This window comes from Streptomyces sp. NPDC058685 (assembly GCF_042714725.1).
Taxonomy (GTDB): domain Bacteria; phylum Actinomycetota; class Actinomycetes; order Streptomycetales; family Streptomycetaceae; genus Streptomyces.
In genome coordinates this window covers 1-15734 of record NZ_JBHXSL010000003.1, presented here as the reverse complement: position 1 = coordinate 15734, position 15734 = coordinate 1, and the positions used below count along the sequence as shown (strand labels likewise).

Sequence of the window (15734 nt, the reverse complement as noted above, 5' to 3'; positions counted from 1 at the left end):
GCCTGCCGCTACCGCCGCAGCACGGACTGAAGACCGCCGAGGAGATGCGCCCGGTAGTCGGGATCCGCGTACACCTCGGGGCTGTGCCCCAGGGCGGTGTAGAACACCCGCGCCCCGGCGTGGGTGTGACACCACGCCAGCGGGTGGTCCCTGCCCATGCCGCCGCCCTCGTACGAGGCCTCATCGGCCGAGGCGAGCACTCGCACCGTGCCCCGCGGGCTCACGTCGAAGTCGTACCACTCGTCCGTGAGGGGCCAGCGGCCGGGCAGATGCCGGGTTGCGGGGTGGTCGGCGTCCTCAACGACGACCGTCCCGGGCTGGAGCCGCGGATGGCGCACGAAGCGGGCGCCGAGGAGCCCGCCGAAGAACGGCCACTCCTCCTCGGTGCAGGCGGCGGAATGCACCCCCATGAAGCCGCCGCCGGCCGCGCAGTAGGCCATCAGCCCCGAGCGGGCCTCGGGGGTGAGAACCTCGCCGCTGGTGGAGAGGAAGACCACGGCGCCGTAGCCGACGAGCGGCGCGGCGAGGGCGCCGGCCTCCTCGGTGGCGTCGACGGCGAAGCCGTGCTTCTCCCCCAGGGCGGTGAAGGCCCGGATTCCGTCGGGTATGGACGCGTGCCGGTAGCCGGCGGTCCGCGTGAAGACCAGGATCCTCATGGACGGTATTCACTCACGGGGCGGCCGCGAGCACCCATACCGGCCGCGTTCACCCGGGTCACTCGTAGAGTGCCGCGATCTCCGCCGCGTAGTCGGCCGCGACCGCATGGCGCTTGATCTTCAACGACGGCGTCAGCAGCCCGTTCTCCTCGGTGAACTCCCCCGGCACGACGCGGAACCGGCGGATCGACTCGGCCCGCGACACGGCCTCGTTGGCGTGGTCGACGGCCCGCTGCACATCGGCGATGAGTTCCGCGTCCTCGCACAGCTCCGCGAGCGGTGTGTCCCGGGGCCGTTTGCGCACCGCGAGCCAGTGCTCGACCGCGTCCGGCTCCAGGGTCACCAGGGCCGCGACGTAGGGCCGGTTGTCACCGACGACGATGCACTGGCCGACCGGCGGACGGCTGCGCAGCCGGTCCTCCAGCACGGCGGGCGAGACGTTCTTGCCGCCCGAGGTCACCAGGATGTCCTTCTTGCGCCCGGTGATCGTCAGATAGCCGTCGTCGTCCAGACGGCCGAGGTCCCCGGTTGCGAACCAGCCGTCGTCGAGCGCCTCGCCCGTGGCCACCGGGTTGTTCCAGTACGAGCCGAAGACGATGCCACCCTTGATCAGCACCTCTCCGTCGTCCGCGATACGGATCGCGGTCCCGGGCACCGGCCTGCCGACCGTGCCGGGGCGCGGCGACAGCGGCGGGCTGATGGTGGCGGCCGCGGTGGTCTCGGTGAGGCCGTACCCCTCGTAGATCACGATGCCGGCGGCGTAGAAGAAGAGAGCGAGCCGGCGGTCGAGGGGGGAGCCGCCGCTGATGGCGTAGTGCAGTCTGCCGCCCAGTTCCTTGCGGATGCGCCGGTAGACGAGCAGGTCGTAGAGGGCCCACGCGGCGGTGAGCCGGATGCCCGGGCCCTTGGGGGCACGGGTGCCGACGCCCGGGCCGGTGCCCGGCCCCTCAACGGTACCGAGGTACCGCCCGAGGTGGGCCTCTGCGAAGCGGACGGCGATACGGTCGGCCCGCTCGAAGGACGAGCCCCGGCCGATCTTCTCGGCGGTGGCGCGTCCGGTGTCGTGGATCTTCTCGAAGAGATAGGGGACGCCGACCACGAAGGTCGGCCTGAACCGCTGGAGCTCCGGGCGCAGTTCGTCGGGCTTGATGCTCGGGCAGTGACCGAGTTCGATCCGCGCGAGCAGACACGCGATCTGGATCGTCCGTCCGAGGATGTGGGCGAGCGGCAGGAAGAGCAGGGTGGAGGCGGTCTGTCCGGTGACCGCCTGGAAGACGGGGTGCAGCAGTTCCACCGTGTTGGCGGCCTCGGCGTGCAGATTGCCGTGGGTGAGGACGCAGCCCTTGGGCCTGCCGGTGGTACCGGAGGTGTAGCAGACGGTCGCGATCGAGTCGGGGGTGACGGCGGCCCGCCGCTCGGTCACCTCGTCGTCGGGGAGATCGCTCCCGAGGGCGGTCAGCTCGTCGAGCGCTCCGGCGTCGATGCGCCACGTCCTGGGGGCCCCGGGCAGTCGGCTCGCCGCCGCGGCCACCGTCGCGGCGAGGTCGTCGTCCTCCACGATCATGTGGGAGACGCCCGAGTCCTCGAGGATCCAGGCGATCTGGTCGGCGGACGAGGTCGCATAGACGGGCACGCTCTGGCCGCCGGCCGCCCAGACGGCGAAGTCGATCACGGTCCACTCGTAGCGGGTACGGGACATGATCGCGACCCGGCCGCCGGGCTCCAGACCGGAAACGATCAACCCCTTCGCCACGGCGGTGACTTGGCGGGCGAAGGCGGCCGCGGTGACCGGCTGCCACTGTCCGTCGTCGCCCTTGCGTCGAAGGACCACCGATGCGGGTGACTGCTCGGCGTTCGCGTAAGGTATGTCGCCGGTGCTGCCGGAGGCAGGGGGCCGGGCAAGCCGCGTGGTGCGCACTTCTCGTACGACACCGTTGTTCCTGATCAATTCGACAGGAGCACGATCGGCGAGGTCGCCGCGCTGTTTCGCCTTCTTCAGATCCTTGCGTACGCCCATGGTCGGCTCCGGTTCGCTGCTCGCGGACGGTGAGTTGACGGGACTCAGCACTTACTCGGGAGTCAACTTACCCCCGCGTAACACGAAATCAATCAGGCGCCCGGAAACGGTTGCCGCACAGAGACATCCCCGAAGACGAACACGGAAGCTCGTCCGGTACGTATGGAGGGGTGGGACGCCGACCACCGGCACCCGACCGAAGAAGAAGGACTACACACGTGACCGCGTCGCCCCTCATCCCCGTGCCGATCCCCGACCGCGTGGCCGCGTTGATCGGATCCTGCATGCCGATCGACATCCTGCAGGCCGAGGTCGACGCGGACTGTGCCGCGCGCGAGGCGAACCGGTTCCGGGGTCCTCTGTGCAACGAGGACCGGGCCGACCGCGAGCACGCTCTCTCCGCCCTCGCCCGGGCGAACAAGATCCTCGCCGCCTACAACCCTCGGCTGGTCATCGGCCCCGGCGGCGTGCACTGACCTCGCCTGCGCCCGGACCCGCACGCTCTCCCCACCCCACCCCACCGCCGCCGACGGGCGGCCTCTTGCCGACGCCGTGACCGCGCGGCTACCTTACTCCGAAGTAAGCTGACTCCGGAGTAAGGACGCGTTGTGGCGGAGAACATCGGCGACGAGCTCGCCGCACTCGACTTCTCGGCGGTCTCGCCCGAGGAGTTCGCGAGGATCGTGAAGGGGCTGTCCGGCAGGGAACTCGCCGATGTGATGCGGGGCGAGCTGCGCGGGCGGGTGCTCCGCGAGGTGTTCGGGCGCATGAAGCAGCAGTTCCGCCCGGAGAACGCGGGCTCCGTGGACGCGCTGATCCGCTGGACGATCACCGGTGAGACCGAGGAGGTCTTCGAGACCTCGATCACGGACGGCACCTGCTCGGTCCACGAGGGGCGCTCGGAGCAGGAGCCGCGCACCACTCTCGTCATGGGTGACGCCGAGTTCCTCAAGCTGGTTTCGGGCAACGGGAACCCGGTGACCATGTTCATGATGCGCAAGCTCAAGATCGCCGGGGACGTGGCGCTGGCCGCGGGCCTCACCCGCTACTTCGACATCCCGAAGGCCTGACCATGAGCTTCTCCTTCCAGCTCACCGAGGAGCAGCGGGACCTGCGCGACTGGGTCCACGGTTTCGCCGCCGACGTGGTCCGCCCCGCGGCGTCCGAATGGGACGAGCGCGAAGAGACCCCGTGGCCCGTCATCCAGGAGGCCGCCAAGATCGGCCTGTACGGATTCGAGTCGCTGGCCGACATGTACGGCGACCCCAGCGGACTCTCCCTGCAGATCGCCAACGAGGAGCTGTTCTGGGGCGACGCCGGCATCGGCATGGCCCTCTTCGGCACCTCGCTCGCCGTCGCCGGCATCTTCTCCTCCGGCACGCCGGACCAGCTCGCCGAGTGGGTCCCGCAGTGCTACGGCGACGAGCAGGACCCCAAGGTCGCCGCCTTCTGCGTCTCCGAACCGGAGGCCGGCTCGGACGTCTCCGCGATGCGGACCCGGGCGCGCTACGACGAGGCCCGGGACGAGTGGACGCTCCAGGGCCAGAAGGCCTGGATCACCAACGGCGGCATCGCGAACGTCCATGTCGTCGTGGCCTCCGTCGACCCGGAGCTCGGCTCCCGCGGCCAGGCCGCCTTCATCGTCCCGCCCGGTACGCCCGGCCTGGAGGGTGCCCGCAAGATCAGGAAGCTGGGGCTGCGGGCCTCCCACACCGCCGACGTCTTCCTCGACGACGTGCGGGTGCCGGGCCACTGCCTGCTGGGCGGCAAGGAGAAGCTGGACGCTCGCCTCGCCCGGGCGCGCGAGGGCACGACCGCCAAGTCCCAGGCGGCGATGGCCACGTTCGAGGTCAGCCGCCCCACGGTGGGCGCACAGGCCCTCGGCATCGCCCGCGCCGCGTACGAGTACGCGCTCGACTACGCCGGGAACCGGGTCGCGTTCGGCCGTCCGATCATCGAGAACCAGTCCATCGCCTTCGCACTGGCCGACATCCGCACCGAGATCGAGGCGGTACGGCTGCTGATCTGGCAGGCCGCCTGGATGGGCCGCAACGACCGCGCCTTCGACGCGGCGCAGGGCTCGATGTCCAAGCTCCGCGCGGGCGAACTGGCGGTGGCGGCGTCGGAGAAGGCGGTGCAGATCCTGGGCGGCGCGGGCTACAGCCGGGAGCACCCGGTGGAGCGGATGTACCGCGACAGCAAGATCTACACGATCTTCGAGGGGACGAGCGAGATCCAGCGTCTGGTGATCGCGAGGGCGATCTCGGGGCGTCAGATCCGCTGAGACCCGCGGGGGGCACGATGCGGGTACCGGACGCGGGGACCCGCGTGGCCTGCCGCGGGTGCCGCACGCGCGGGCGGGGGTCGGCTGCTGACGACCGGTGCGGGTGCCGCACGCGCGGTCCGGCCGTGGTCGCCCGATGCGGGTGCCGGACGCGCGGGCGGGGGTCGGCTGCTGACGACCGGTGCGGGTGCCGCACGCGCGGTCCGGCCGTGGTCGCCCGATGCGGGTGCCGCACACGCGGGCCGGCTGCGGGTGACCCGCGCGGGTTCCGGGAGATCCGCGGGTGTCAGATCCGCTGTGCGGCAGCGGCCGGGGGCTCGGCTCCCGGTCCGCCGCGGAAGGCGCGGCGGTACGCGTGCGGGCTGGTTCCCACCTGCCGCTTGAACCGGTCGCGGAACGCCGTCGGTGAGCCGAAGCCGACCTGCGCCGCGATCCGGTCCACCGAATGCGCCGTCGTCTCCAGCAGATACTGCGCCTGACGGACCCGGGCGCGGTGCAGCCACTGGAGCGGCGTGCTGGCCGTCTGCTCGCGGAACCGGCGGTTCAGCGTGCGCGGGCTCATCCCGGCCCGGGCGGCGATCTCGGCGACCGTGAGTTCACGCCGCGCGTTCTCCTCCATCCAGCGCAGCACGGGCTCCAGCGCGGTGCCGTCGGGGCTCGGCGGCAGCTGATGCACGATAAACTGGGCCTGCCCGCCCTCGCGTTCGAGCGGCATCACGGACAGCCGGGCCGCGTCGGCGGCGACCGCGGAACCGTGGTCGCGCCGGATCATGTGCAGACACAGATCGAGTCCGGCCGCCGCGCCCGCGGAGGTGAGGAACTGGCCGTTGTCGACGTAGAGCACATCCGGGTCCACCTCGATCCGGGGGTGCAGCCGGGCGAGCGCTTCCGCGGCCAGCCAGTGGGTGGTGGCCCGCAGACCGTCGAGCAGGCCGGTGGACGCCAGGACGAAGGCGCCCGTGCAGACCGAGGCGATACGGGTGCCACGGGCCGCCGCCGCCCGCAGGGCCTCGACGACGTCCTCGGGCACCGGCACCGTCGGGTCGGCGCAGCCCGGCAGGATGATCGTGTCCGCGTCGGCGAGCGCCTCCAGACCGCAGGGCGCGCGCAGGGTGAAGGCGCCCGCATCGATCTCCTCCGCCGGGGCGCAGACACGGACCCGGTAGGCGGTCCGGCCGTCGGGCAGCCGGGTGCGTGTGAACACCTCGAGCGGGGTGGACAGGTCGAAGGCGATGACACCGTCCAGGGCGAGTACGGCAACCGTGTGCATGGCGACAACCTAGGTGCTCCCCGGGTTCCGGCCAAGCGGATACGGGCTGCTCCCCGTGTGCGTGCCTGCCTCGTGGCCTGCTGGCGGGAATCCGTTGGGCTGTGGCATTCACGCCACTGTCGACACTCCCGCGCGGTCCCTAGCGTCGTGTCCGGGTCCCCGGACGGGTGCCCGGACACGAGAGACAAGGACCGGTGCCGATGCACGCTCAGATCGTTCTGTTCGACGGCTTCGACCCGTTGGACGTGATCGCCCCCTACGAAGTGCTCGGCGCCGGCGGCGCGGTCGCGGGCGGCGCCCTCACCGTCGAACTGGTCTCCGCAGAGGGCCCGCGCGACGTGCCGTCCGGCATGGGGCTGCTCTCCCTGCGGGCCGTGGCCGCGCTCGACCCGGGCCGCGCCGATCTGGTGGTCCTGCCGGGCGCCGCGGGGCGTATCTCCGACGACGGCGGCGAGGACACCGTCGCGGCGATCCTGGCCCGGAGCCTCGGCACCGGGCTCGCTCCGCTGCTGCGGAGAGTGTCCGAACGGCCCGGTACGACCATGGCCACGGTGTGCGGCGGCTCCCTGCTCCTCGCCATGGCCGGGCTCATCGGCGACCGCCGGGCGACAACACATCACCTGGGCCTCGACGCGCTCGCCGAGGCGGGGGTGCATGCGATCGACGCCCGGGTCGTCGACGACGGCGATCTTGTCAGCGGCGGCGGCGTCACCTCGGGACTCGATGTCGGTCTGTATCTCCTGGAGCGGGAGCTCGGGCCGAGGGTGGCGCACGCGGTGGAGCAGCTCTTCCAGTACGAGCGGCGCGGCACGGTCTGGAGCGCCCGCGGCGCCGCACGGCAGGGCGTCGCCGCGTGACCGAGTTCCTTCTCGCCGTCCATGTCCTGGCCGCGATCATCGCGATCGGTCCGGTGACGGTCGCCGCCAGCGCCTTCCCCGCCGCGGTCCGGCACGCGGCCGCCGAGCCGGAGAGCGGGCAGGCAGTGGGCGCCGTACGCAATCTGCATCGCATCTGCCGGGTCTACGCCCTGGTCGGGGTGGTCGTGCCGGTCTTCGGTCTGGCCACCGCGAACAGCCTCCATGTCCTCGGTGACACCTGGCTGATCGTGTCCATCGTGCTCACCGTGGTGGCCGCCCTCGTCCTCGGGCTGCTCGTCCTGCCGGGGCAGGGCGCTGTGCTGGACGACTTCGGCGCGCTCGCCGGCTCGCGGCTCGCGATGTACACCGGAGTGTTCAACCTGCTGTGGGCGACCGTGACGGTCCTGATGATCGTGCGCCCGGGGTCGACCACGGGCGCATGACCCGCTCCGCGCCCGGCTGCTCGTCCCGGGCGCGTCAGTCGAGGAAGGTCCCGTCCACGTACACCCACGCGCCGTCCTGCCGCTCGAAGGTGCTGCGCTCGTGGAGCGCGCCCCGCTTGCCGTGGTGCCGGTAGCGGGCGCGGAAGGTGACCAGGCCGGAGGAGTGGAACGGGCTGCCGTCGATCGTCTGGAGGATCTCCAGACCGGCCCAGTGCATGGCGGGGTCGAGTTCGAGGTGCCCCGGCCGCGTGGCGGGGTGCCAGGTACGCAGCAGGTACTGCGTGTCGAGCACGACGAAGGCGCTGTAGCGCGAGCGCATCAGCAGCTCGGCCGTGGGCGCGGCGGCGGCGCCCGAGTGGTACCGCCCGCAGCATTCGCCGTACGGGGCCGGCAGGCCGCAGGGGCAGGGGGATGTGGCGGAGAAGGCGGGCTCGTCGGTACGCCGGGAGCGGGAGCTGCGTCGTGACATGGGTCCATTTTCCAGCCATTGAACGAAGGGGCGCACGTGTGGCTTCCGGGTCATGGGGGATCTCCGTATGCTCCTGCGCCGGACGCGACTGTTACCGTCGGTAAGGGGTTGGGGATGGACCGGGTGGGCAACTCACGACGCACCTTCATGGCCGGGGCGGCAGCGGTCGGCGGTACGGCGGCGCTGGGCACGGCGGCCACCGCGGCTCCGGCCGCCGCGACAGGACACACCACGGCCGACGGGACCCGGGCCGCGCAGTCGGTCGCCGTGCTCGGCGGCGGCGTCGCCGGTCTGACGGCGGCGCACGAACTGGCCGAGCGCGGCTTCCGGGTCACGGTGTACGAGCGCAGGGCGCTCGGCGGCAAGGCGCGCAGTATGGACGTGCCCGGCAGTGCCAAGGGCGCCAGGAAGCCGTTACCCGCGGAGCACGGCTTCCGCTTCATTCCCGGCATCTATCACAACCTCCCGGACACGATGCGGCGCATCCCCTTCCCGGGTAACCCGAACGGCGTGTGGGACAACCTCGTGGCACCCCCCGAGATGTCGTTCACACGCACCGGCCGCGAGGATCTCCGCATCCCGCTCCCCTGGCCCGGGCACAAGCCCGCCGATCTCACCCTGGACGAGATCCGCCGCGCGCTCACCGCCCTCCTGGACACCGCGCTGGGCATCCCGCCGCTGGAGACGGCGTACTTCGTCAACCGGGGTCTGGTCTTCCTCACCAGCTGCGCCGAGCGCCGGGACGCCACCTGGGAGGCCACGCCCTGGTGGGACTTCATCGGGGCCGGGCGGATGAGCTACGACTACCAGCGCGTCCTCGCCATCGGACTCACCAGGAACATCGTCGCCACCAAGGCCGAGGAGGCCAGTACGCGTACGGTCGCGACGCTCCTCGAGGCGTTCGCGTTCAACGCGCTCGGCAGGGGCGCCGACGGGCCGCTCGACCGGATCCTCAACGCCCCCACGAATGAAGCCTGGATCGACCCGTGGGTGGAGCATCTGACCGGCCTCGGCGTGGAGTTCCGGGTGGGCTGGACGGTCCGGGACGTGACGTACGGCTCCGGGAAGGTCACGGCCGCGGTGATCGAGGACCCGCAGGGTGTGCGCCGGACGGTGACCGCCGACCACTACATCTCCGCGATGCCCGTGGAGCACGCGCGCCGCACCTGGGGCGCAGGGCTCCGTGCCGCTGATCCGCAGCTGGTGAGATGCGACCGGCTGGAGACCGACTGGATGACGGGCATCCAGTTCTATCTGACGGAGAGCGCGCCGCTGATCGACGGACATCTCAACTGCATCGACTCCCCCTGGTCCCTGACGGCCATTCAGCAGGCCGGGCACTGGCCCGACCGGGACTTCCCGGCCGACTACGGGGACGGTGTGGCCGTGGACTGCGTCTCGGTGGACATCTCGGAGTGGGACCGGCCCGGCATCCTGTACGGCAAGACCGCGAAGCAGTGCACCCGCGAGCAGGTCGCCCGCGAGGTGTGGGCCCAGCTGAAGGCGGCCCTCAACGACACCGGCCGGGTCGTGCTCAAGGACAGCACCCTGCACTCGTGGTTCCTGGACCCGGGCGTGGACGGCATCGGCACCCCTCACCCGACCAACGACGACGAGCTGCTGATTCACCCGGTCGGCACCTTCCACAACCGCCCGTCGGCCGTCACGAAGATCCCGAACTTCTTCCTGGCGGGCGACTATGTCTCGGTCGACATCGACCTCGCCACGATGGAGGGCGCGAACGCCTCGGCCCGCGCTGCGGTCAACGGCCTGCTGGACCGCGTCGGTTCGACGGCTGCCCGGTGCACGGTGAAACCCCTCTTCCGCGCCCCGGAGGTGGAGGCCCTGAAGCGCCACGACCGGACGCGGTACCGGCTGGGCCTGCGGAACCTCTTCGATCTGGGCTGAGCCGGCGTTCACCTGTCCGCGGAGGACCGCCCCCCGCACCGCCGGAGACGCCCGTGCGGAATGCCGGAACCGCCGACGCCGTCGTGCTCGGTACGGGGTCCAACGGCGGCAGTGCGCAGGACACCAAGGCGATCGACGGCGACGGTAGAACGCACTGAGTCTCACGCGGAGCCCGGCGGCCGGGCCGCGGAGCCGTCGACGGAGCGGCGCGCCCGGTCGAGGAGTTCGGCGGGGACCGGGCTCAGATCGTCCTCGGACAAGGTCGCGAGCAGCCGTGCGACCTCCGGGCGGAGCCACTCCTCGTGCCAGGGGTTCTGCGACCACAGGCCGAGGAGCCTCGCGGGGTACGCGCGTCCGAGGGCGTCGGCGTAGACGGCCGTGTACTGCTGGAGCGTGCCGTCGGAGGGGTGCGCGTGCAAGGCTGTCAGGCCCGCGGTCACCGCCAGCGCGAGACCTTCGGTGTCCAGGCGCTCGATCGCGGGTGCGTTCAGCACGGCACAGACGACGGCAGGAGGCAGCAGGGCGGCGTCCGTGACCAACTGCCCGAGGACGAGTCGGGCCGTGAGGCGGAGCGACTCCTCGTCCAGCGCGCTCCATGGTTCGAGGAACGTCGCACAGTGCTCGTACAGTGCGGACAGTTCGCTCTCGCTCGCGCCGAGGCCGCTCGCGAGCCACAGGGCGGTGAGACCGTTCGCCACCGAGGTGGCGGCGCCCCGCGGAGTGGCGACGAAAGTGGTGACGGCGGGGCCCAGCCGGCGGAAGATCGGGTCGACCGCGTGCAGCACGACCCCGTCGTTGGTGCCGGCCGACACCGCCATCTTGTGCCGGATCTGGTCGGGGTAGGGCCGCGCCCAGCTGATCCTTCGATTGCGGTCCGCGCTTCCCGGTGGGCGGCCGTACAGCCAGTAGGCGTCCACCGGCTCCGGGGAGTCGAGCAGGTCCTCGGCCGGTCTGATGTCCAGCTCGCCCTGCCCCTCGTGCCAGGTGTGGCGAAGGCTCAGGGCCAGGGCGAAGTCCGTCCATTCCGGTTCGGTGAAGGCGGACCGCCACAGCAGCACCCGCCGGTGCCAGGCGCCCGGAGGATTGTCGTCGTCGGGGTACAGCTCTCCGGCCCGCATACCGCCGGTCACCAGCAGCCTCAGCATGATCAGGTTGGCCTCGTAGAGACCGTGGCGCGAGGACGTGGCCCGGAAGGCGGGTCGGTAGTCGGCGAACCGGTGCTCCGTACGGCCCCGGTGCTCGGCCATGACCGTGACGAGGAGTTCGCCGAGCCTGGTCCGGTCCTCGGGGGTGATGCCGCGGATCCTGGCACCGACGAAGCGGAGCATCTGGCGGGAGGAGAGCGGCGCGTACGACAGCAGGACGTACAGCAGGTCGTCGTCGACCCGTACGCGTCCGACGGCGAGCGCGGGCCGCTGGTCGAGCAGTCCTTCGAGGAGCTGGACGGCGAGCCGTGCGGCGAGGTACTCCCCGAAGGTCGCGTGCAGGAACTCATAGGTCGTCAGCCGCTGGTCGTCGCGGCTCGCCTGGGCGCGCTGGACGAAGAAGAACCGGCCGAGCGCGATCTCTCCCCGGTTCAGGGGGGCGCGGAAGCCGTCTCCGGGCGGCTCGGCCCGGCCGAGCAGTGCCGCCAGATCCTGCTCCGCCTCGGTGGTGGTGATCCACTGGCGGCGGCGGTTCAGCATGCCGAAGGAGATCAGGGACAGGCGCTGAAGCTCCTGTTCGGCCCGCTGGACCAGTTCGGTGGCCGTCCATGCCTCGGCCGACTTGCCCACCTCGCGGACCGCGAAGGACACCAGCAGCTGTTCGTAGAGTTCCGCCTCGCCGAGCGGCTCGTCGTCACCCGCCGCGCCCTGGAGGGCGTTGGCGGCGCCGTCGTACAGCGCGAGCATCATCAGCAGCAGCGGCTGGGAGGCGAGCACGCGGTGGCGGGCGGCCACGGCCGCGGTCAGCGGCCGCAGTCCGCGCTCGGTCAGGCCGGGCTCGTTGAGGCGGTTCCACACCGCGAGCCAGCGTTCGATCTGGCGGCGGCTGAAGGGTTCGAGCCGCAGGGCGACAGCGCCGTCCGGGTAGCGGGCGCGGTCGGCGACGGCGGTGCGGCTCGTCACCAGTGCGAACACGGGCCGCCCCTGGTCGGCTTCGCGCTCCTGGAAGCGGGCCACCCGGATCAGGAAGTCGGACTGGCTGACGCCGGTTGCCTGGAGCAGTTCGTCGAAGCCGTCGAAGAGCAGCACGGGCACCGCGCTGCCGGCCGCCCGGATCAGCTCGGGCCAGGAGACCCGCTCGCCGGTCGCGGCGCGGACCGCGTACTCGATCTGGTCCTGGACGTCGGCGTCGGCGGGGATGTCGCGCAGCACGACCCGCACGGGCAGATATCCCGCGGTGGGAAGCCGGGCGGCCAGGATCTTGGTCAGCACGGACTTTCCGGCACCGGGCTGGCCGAGGACGACCAGCGGGGCGGTCGTCGCGGCCACGGAGGTGAGGACGCCGGCGAGATACTCGGTGAGGTCGGACCGTACGGGTTCGGACTCCCACCACCCTTCCTCGGCCGGTCCATGGGCACCGTCGAGTACCGCGCGGACCCGGAAGTCGGGGTCGACGTATCCCTCGCCGAGCTCGGGGATCGTCATGTCCGCGGACGCCTTGACCTCGGAGAGGATGGGACGGGGCAGAGCGGCGCGGTATCCGGTCGCGAGAGCCGCCGCGGCGTGCTGAAGCGGTCCGGGAGCGCTCAGGCCGGCGAGCACGGTCTCGATACCGGTCAGCGCCTGACGCACCGTCACCCGAGTCGCCTGATGGTCGACCCGGCCGGTCCAGAATCCGAACTCCGGCACCTCCACAGCCAGTTGTGCGTACAGCTCCTCGTACCGGCTCACCGCGAGATCGTTCAGCGAGTGGGTGAAGGCGTCCACGGCTGCGGTACGGCAGCGCTCGTCGAGCCCGTCCCAGACCGCGAGCCCTTCGATGAAGCCCACCAGCCGCCCGGAGCACGAGCAGTACCAGCGGTGGATCGCACGGACGGCGTCCTCGTACGGCAGGTGAGGAGCGGGCTGTGGCACTCCGGCGGACAGGAGCGTCGCCAGGAGCCCCTGCTCCTCCCCCGCTCCCGCCAGCGTGAGCTGTTCACGGCGGGTCAGCTCCAACTCCTGCAGCCGGAAGGGCAGTTCCAGCTCTCCGAGCGCCTCGAAGTACGCCGTGACCACCAGCACCGTGTGCGCGGCGGCCAGGAGCTCGGTGCGTGAGGCGCGATCGGCAGCGCCCAGGTTCCCGCGGAGTCCCGACGTCAGATCGCGTCCCAGCCGCAGGATCCGCCCCTGGGCGTCGAAGACGCTCAGCACCGCGTCGCTGACTCCGCCGGTCACCATGGACAGCGCACCGCCGAGCGCACGGTCGGCTGCCGCGAGCCCCGCGCTGTCGCCGGTCAGAATCGCCACCGCGTCCTGGTAGCCGAGCAGTCCTCGTCCCCGCACCGCATCCCCCGGCCGTGTCGTCCCCACCCAACGGGTAACGGTCTATCACGCCGAGGGCGGGCCGGTGTCCCGGGCCGAGCCGGACCGGGGCACACCGGCACCCCACCCGCTCCCTCAGCGGTGGCTGCGCGCACGCGCGTGGCCGTAGGCGGGCCGGGCTTCCGCGCGGTCGCGCCCGCTCCTCGTGCTCCCCGGCGCCCTCGACCGCGCACGGGTCGCCGCTGAGGGTGCAGAAGCCCGGGACGGCGTGGCCGTTGCGGTGGAGCAGGGTACGGAACCAGCATTGCCGTGCACCCGCACGCGCGAGGTGGCGCACCCGCGGCCGGCCGCGCGCCACCGCGGTATTCCGCCACCACAGGGTCAACTCTCCTGTCTTTACGGCTCGTTGAGCGTGCCCCTACGCTCCCGCCTCATGACCTCACCCGGTGCACGACCACGAAGAGCGACGCTGCTCGCCACCGCGGGCGCCCTGCTGGCCGGCTGTCTGCTGGCCGCCGCCGACCCGGCCACCGCCGAGGAGGCGCCACCGGTCACCGAGGCCGCGACCGTCGTCCCCGTACAGACCACCGGTCCGGCCGACAAGCGCTTCAACATCGTTCTCATGGGCGACGGCTACACCGCCGGCGAGATGCCCGCATTCCGCGCCGACGTCGACAAGCACCTCAACGTGCTCTGGTCCGTCGAACCCTTCGCCTCCTACCGCTCGTACATCAACGTCTGGGCCGTGGAGGTGCCCTCGGCCGAGTCCGGGGTGGACTGCGATCCCGGCCTCGAGTCCCCCCGCCGCGACACCGCCCTCGGCATGGGCTTCTGGGGCGGCTGCAACGCGGGCAGCGTGCAGCGCCTGCTCACCGTGAACAGCGGGGCGGCGAGCGCGCTGGCCGACCTCGTGCCGGGCTCGACGGACGCGAACCGGCAGATCGTCGCGCTGGCCAACAGCGACACCTACGGCGGCGCCGGCGGCACGTACGCCACCGCCTCCGGCGGCAACGCCCTGTCCTCGCTGATCACCCCGCACGAGATAGGCCATTCCCTGGGCAAGCTCCAGGACGAGTACGACTACTACGGGCGCGGGGTTCCCGGCGGCACCCACGAGGGCGGCGAGCCCGCCTCCGCCCACCACACCGTGCTCACCGAGGACCAGATGAAGCAGCAGCGCGCGAAGTGGTGGCGCTGGCTGGGCGAGAAGAGCGAGTCGGGCGGTGTCATCGGACGCCACGAAGGCGGCATGTACGCCACGAAGGGCGTCTGGCGGCCCAGCAAGCACTCGATCATGAAAACGCTTGGCTACGCGTTCGACCAGGTGGGACGCGAGGTGATGGTCCAGAGGATCTCCGGGAAGGTGAACCTCCTCCAGGGCCACACACCGAACTCCGCCCCCGTCGGCGACGACCGCACGGTGTGGGTGGAGACGCTGCATCCGGTCGGCGGCGAGCTGGACGTCGTCTGGCGCCTGGACGGCCGCCGGCTGCACCGGGCAGGTGACGCACGCACGCTGGATCTGCGCGGTCTGCGTCTGCCGCGCGGCACCCATGAGCTGACCGCGACGGTCACGGACCCGACGCCGTTCGTGCGCGACCCGGCGATCCGCGGCTCGTCGGCCCTGACCCGCACGGTCGCCTGGACCGTGGACACGGCCGTGACCACCCGGCCCGAGGCGGTCCCGGCCGCCTTCACCGGCCACACCGACACCGGGGCCCCGGTGGGCTCGGAGGCGGTCGTGTACGCCGACACGACGCACCCCGCGGACCGCGCGCTCGACGTGCGGTGGAGCATCGACGGCCGCCCCCTGGCCAACCCCGGCAACGACCGCGATCTCGACCTCGGCACGCTGCGGCTGCGTCCGGGCAGCCACCGCCTCACGGCGCGGATCGCGGGCACGGCCACCACGCTGAACTGGACGGTGGACGCGAGCCCGGCGAGCAGCCGGTACGCGCTGTCCGAGCCCCTGCGCACGGTCCACCGGCCGGGCAGACCGGTGGAGTACGTGTACGAAGGCGCCTTCACGATGAAGCTGACGGCCCGCGACGACCGGGCCGGGCACGTCGTCTCGCAGTTCCGGGTCGACGGCGACGGCTGGCAGACCTACTACGGCTGGCCCACCGACGCCGACGCGCCGTTCCGCTTCACACCCGGCGGCACCGTCATCGACGATCTCGTCTACGGCAAGCTCGGCGTGTCACGCGCCGTGCCCTGGGACGACGCGAGCCCCGACTACGGAACGCACACCATCGAGCACCGCACGATCGACGCGGCCGGGAACGTCTCGGCGCCGAAGGCGTTCCTCGCGACGCTGGTCCCGCCGGGCGCCACCCGCTGAGTCCCGCGTACGCCAACAGCACGTCGGCGGCGCCCCCCGC

The 15734-nt window shown here is 71.9% G+C and carries 12 protein-coding genes; 7 read left to right on the top strand and 5 right to left on the bottom strand.

The features are described 5' to 3' along the window. Window positions 1–8: 8 nt before the first annotated feature. Window positions 9–656 (bottom strand): ThuA domain-containing protein, encoded by a 648-nt coding sequence (locus tag ACFWU3_RS03230; RefSeq protein WP_384430320.1) that lies wholly within the window; start codon window positions 654–656, stop codon window positions 9–11. 58 nt (window positions 657–714) lie between these two features. Continuing rightward, entirely contained in the window at window positions 715–2673 is a 1959-nt protein-coding gene (locus ACFWU3_RS03225; RefSeq protein WP_384430317.1) for an AMP-dependent synthetase/ligase, read from the bottom strand. A gap of 218 nt (window positions 2674–2891) precedes the next feature. Between ACFWU3_RS03225 and ACFWU3_RS03220 the strand changes: the two genes are divergently transcribed. From ACFWU3_RS03220 to ACFWU3_RS03210, 3 genes are all read left to right on the top strand, one after another. Next, window positions 2892–3149: a hypothetical protein gene (locus ACFWU3_RS03220; RefSeq protein ID WP_313942995.1), complete on the top strand. Its 258-nt coding sequence runs from the start codon at window positions 2892–2894 to the stop codon at window positions 3147–3149. 132 nt (window positions 3150–3281) lie between these two features. Further along, window positions 3282–3743 (top strand): SCP2 sterol-binding domain-containing protein, encoded by a 462-nt coding sequence (locus ACFWU3_RS03215; RefSeq protein WP_384430313.1) that lies wholly within the window; start codon window positions 3282–3284, stop codon window positions 3741–3743. 2 nt (window positions 3744–3745) lie between these two features. Next, entirely contained in the window at window positions 3746–4957 is a 1212-nt protein-coding gene (locus ACFWU3_RS03210) for an acyl-CoA dehydrogenase family protein (RefSeq protein ID WP_356703317.1), read from the top strand. Between the two features lie 286 nt (window positions 4958–5243). On the opposite strand, the gene ACFWU3_RS03205 is transcribed toward ACFWU3_RS03210, so the two are convergent. After that, on the bottom strand, window positions 5244–6227 hold the full coding sequence (locus ACFWU3_RS03205; RefSeq protein ID WP_384430309.1) for a GlxA family transcriptional regulator: 984 nt from the start codon (window positions 6225–6227) through the stop codon (window positions 5244–5246). A gap of 200 nt (window positions 6228–6427) precedes the next feature. Between ACFWU3_RS03205 and ACFWU3_RS03200 the strand changes: the two genes are divergently transcribed. Continuing rightward, entirely contained in the window at window positions 6428–7084 is a 657-nt protein-coding gene (locus ACFWU3_RS03200; RefSeq protein ID WP_384430305.1) for a DJ-1/PfpI family protein, read from the top strand. After that, complete coding sequence (locus ACFWU3_RS03195; RefSeq protein ID WP_384430302.1) at window positions 7081–7527, top strand: hypothetical protein; 447 nt, start codon at window positions 7081–7083, stop codon at window positions 7525–7527. The genes ACFWU3_RS03200 and ACFWU3_RS03195 overlap by 4 nt, the downstream gene beginning before the upstream one ends. Window positions 7528–7561: 34 nt before the next feature. Here ACFWU3_RS03195 and ACFWU3_RS03190 read toward each other — a convergent pair whose 3' ends face one another. Beyond that, window positions 7562–7996, bottom strand: a complete 435-nt coding sequence (locus ACFWU3_RS03190) for a YchJ family protein (RefSeq protein ID WP_384430299.1) — start codon at window positions 7994–7996, stop codon at window positions 7562–7564. 114 nt (window positions 7997–8110) lie between these two features. Here ACFWU3_RS03190 and ACFWU3_RS03185 point away from each other — a divergent pair, with 114 nt between their 5' ends. Then, window positions 8111–9904, top strand: coding sequence for an FAD-dependent oxidoreductase (locus ACFWU3_RS03185; protein WP_384430296.1), 1794 nt, complete (start codon window positions 8111–8113; stop codon window positions 9902–9904). Between the two features lie 161 nt (window positions 9905–10065). Here ACFWU3_RS03185 and ACFWU3_RS03180 read toward each other — a convergent pair whose 3' ends face one another. Beyond that, complete coding sequence (locus ACFWU3_RS03180; RefSeq protein WP_384430293.1) at window positions 10066–13374, bottom strand: NACHT domain-containing protein; 3309 nt, start codon at window positions 13372–13374, stop codon at window positions 10066–10068. A 412-nt stretch (window positions 13375–13786) separates the two neighbouring features. Between ACFWU3_RS03180 and ACFWU3_RS03175 the strand changes: the two genes are divergently transcribed. After that, complete coding sequence (locus ACFWU3_RS03175) at window positions 13787–15694, top strand: M64 family metallopeptidase (protein ID WP_384430290.1); 1908 nt, start codon at window positions 13787–13789, stop codon at window positions 15692–15694. The last annotated feature ends 40 nt before the right edge of the window (window positions 15695–15734 follow it).

Excerpts from the sequence above, each read along its gene's own strand:
- ACFWU3_RS03230 (WP_384430320.1), bottom strand. The coding sequence starts at position 656 with ATGAGGATCCTGGTCTTCACGCGGACCGCCGGCTACCGGCACGCGTCC.
- ACFWU3_RS03225 (WP_384430317.1), bottom strand. The coding sequence starts at position 2,673 with ATGGGCGTACGCAAGGATCTGAAGAAGGCGAAACAGCGCGGCGACCTC.
- ACFWU3_RS03210 (WP_356703317.1), top strand. The coding sequence starts at position 3,746 with ATGAGCTTCTCCTTCCAGCTCACCGAGGAGCAGCGGGACCTGCGCGAC.
- ACFWU3_RS03205 (WP_384430309.1), bottom strand. The coding sequence starts at position 6,227 with ATGCACACGGTTGCCGTACTCGCCCTGGACGGTGTCATCGCCTTCGAC.
- ACFWU3_RS03200 (WP_384430305.1), top strand. The coding sequence starts at position 6,428 with ATGCACGCTCAGATCGTTCTGTTCGACGGCTTCGACCCGTTGGACGTG.
- ACFWU3_RS03190 (WP_384430299.1), bottom strand. The coding sequence starts at position 7,996 with ATGTCACGACGCAGCTCCCGCTCCCGGCGTACCGACGAGCCCGCCTTC.
- ACFWU3_RS03185 (WP_384430296.1), top strand. The coding sequence starts at position 8,111 with ATGGACCGGGTGGGCAACTCACGACGCACCTTCATGGCCGGGGCGGCA.
- ACFWU3_RS03175 (WP_384430290.1), top strand. The coding sequence starts at position 13,787 with ATGACCTCACCCGGTGCACGACCACGAAGAGCGACGCTGCTCGCCACC.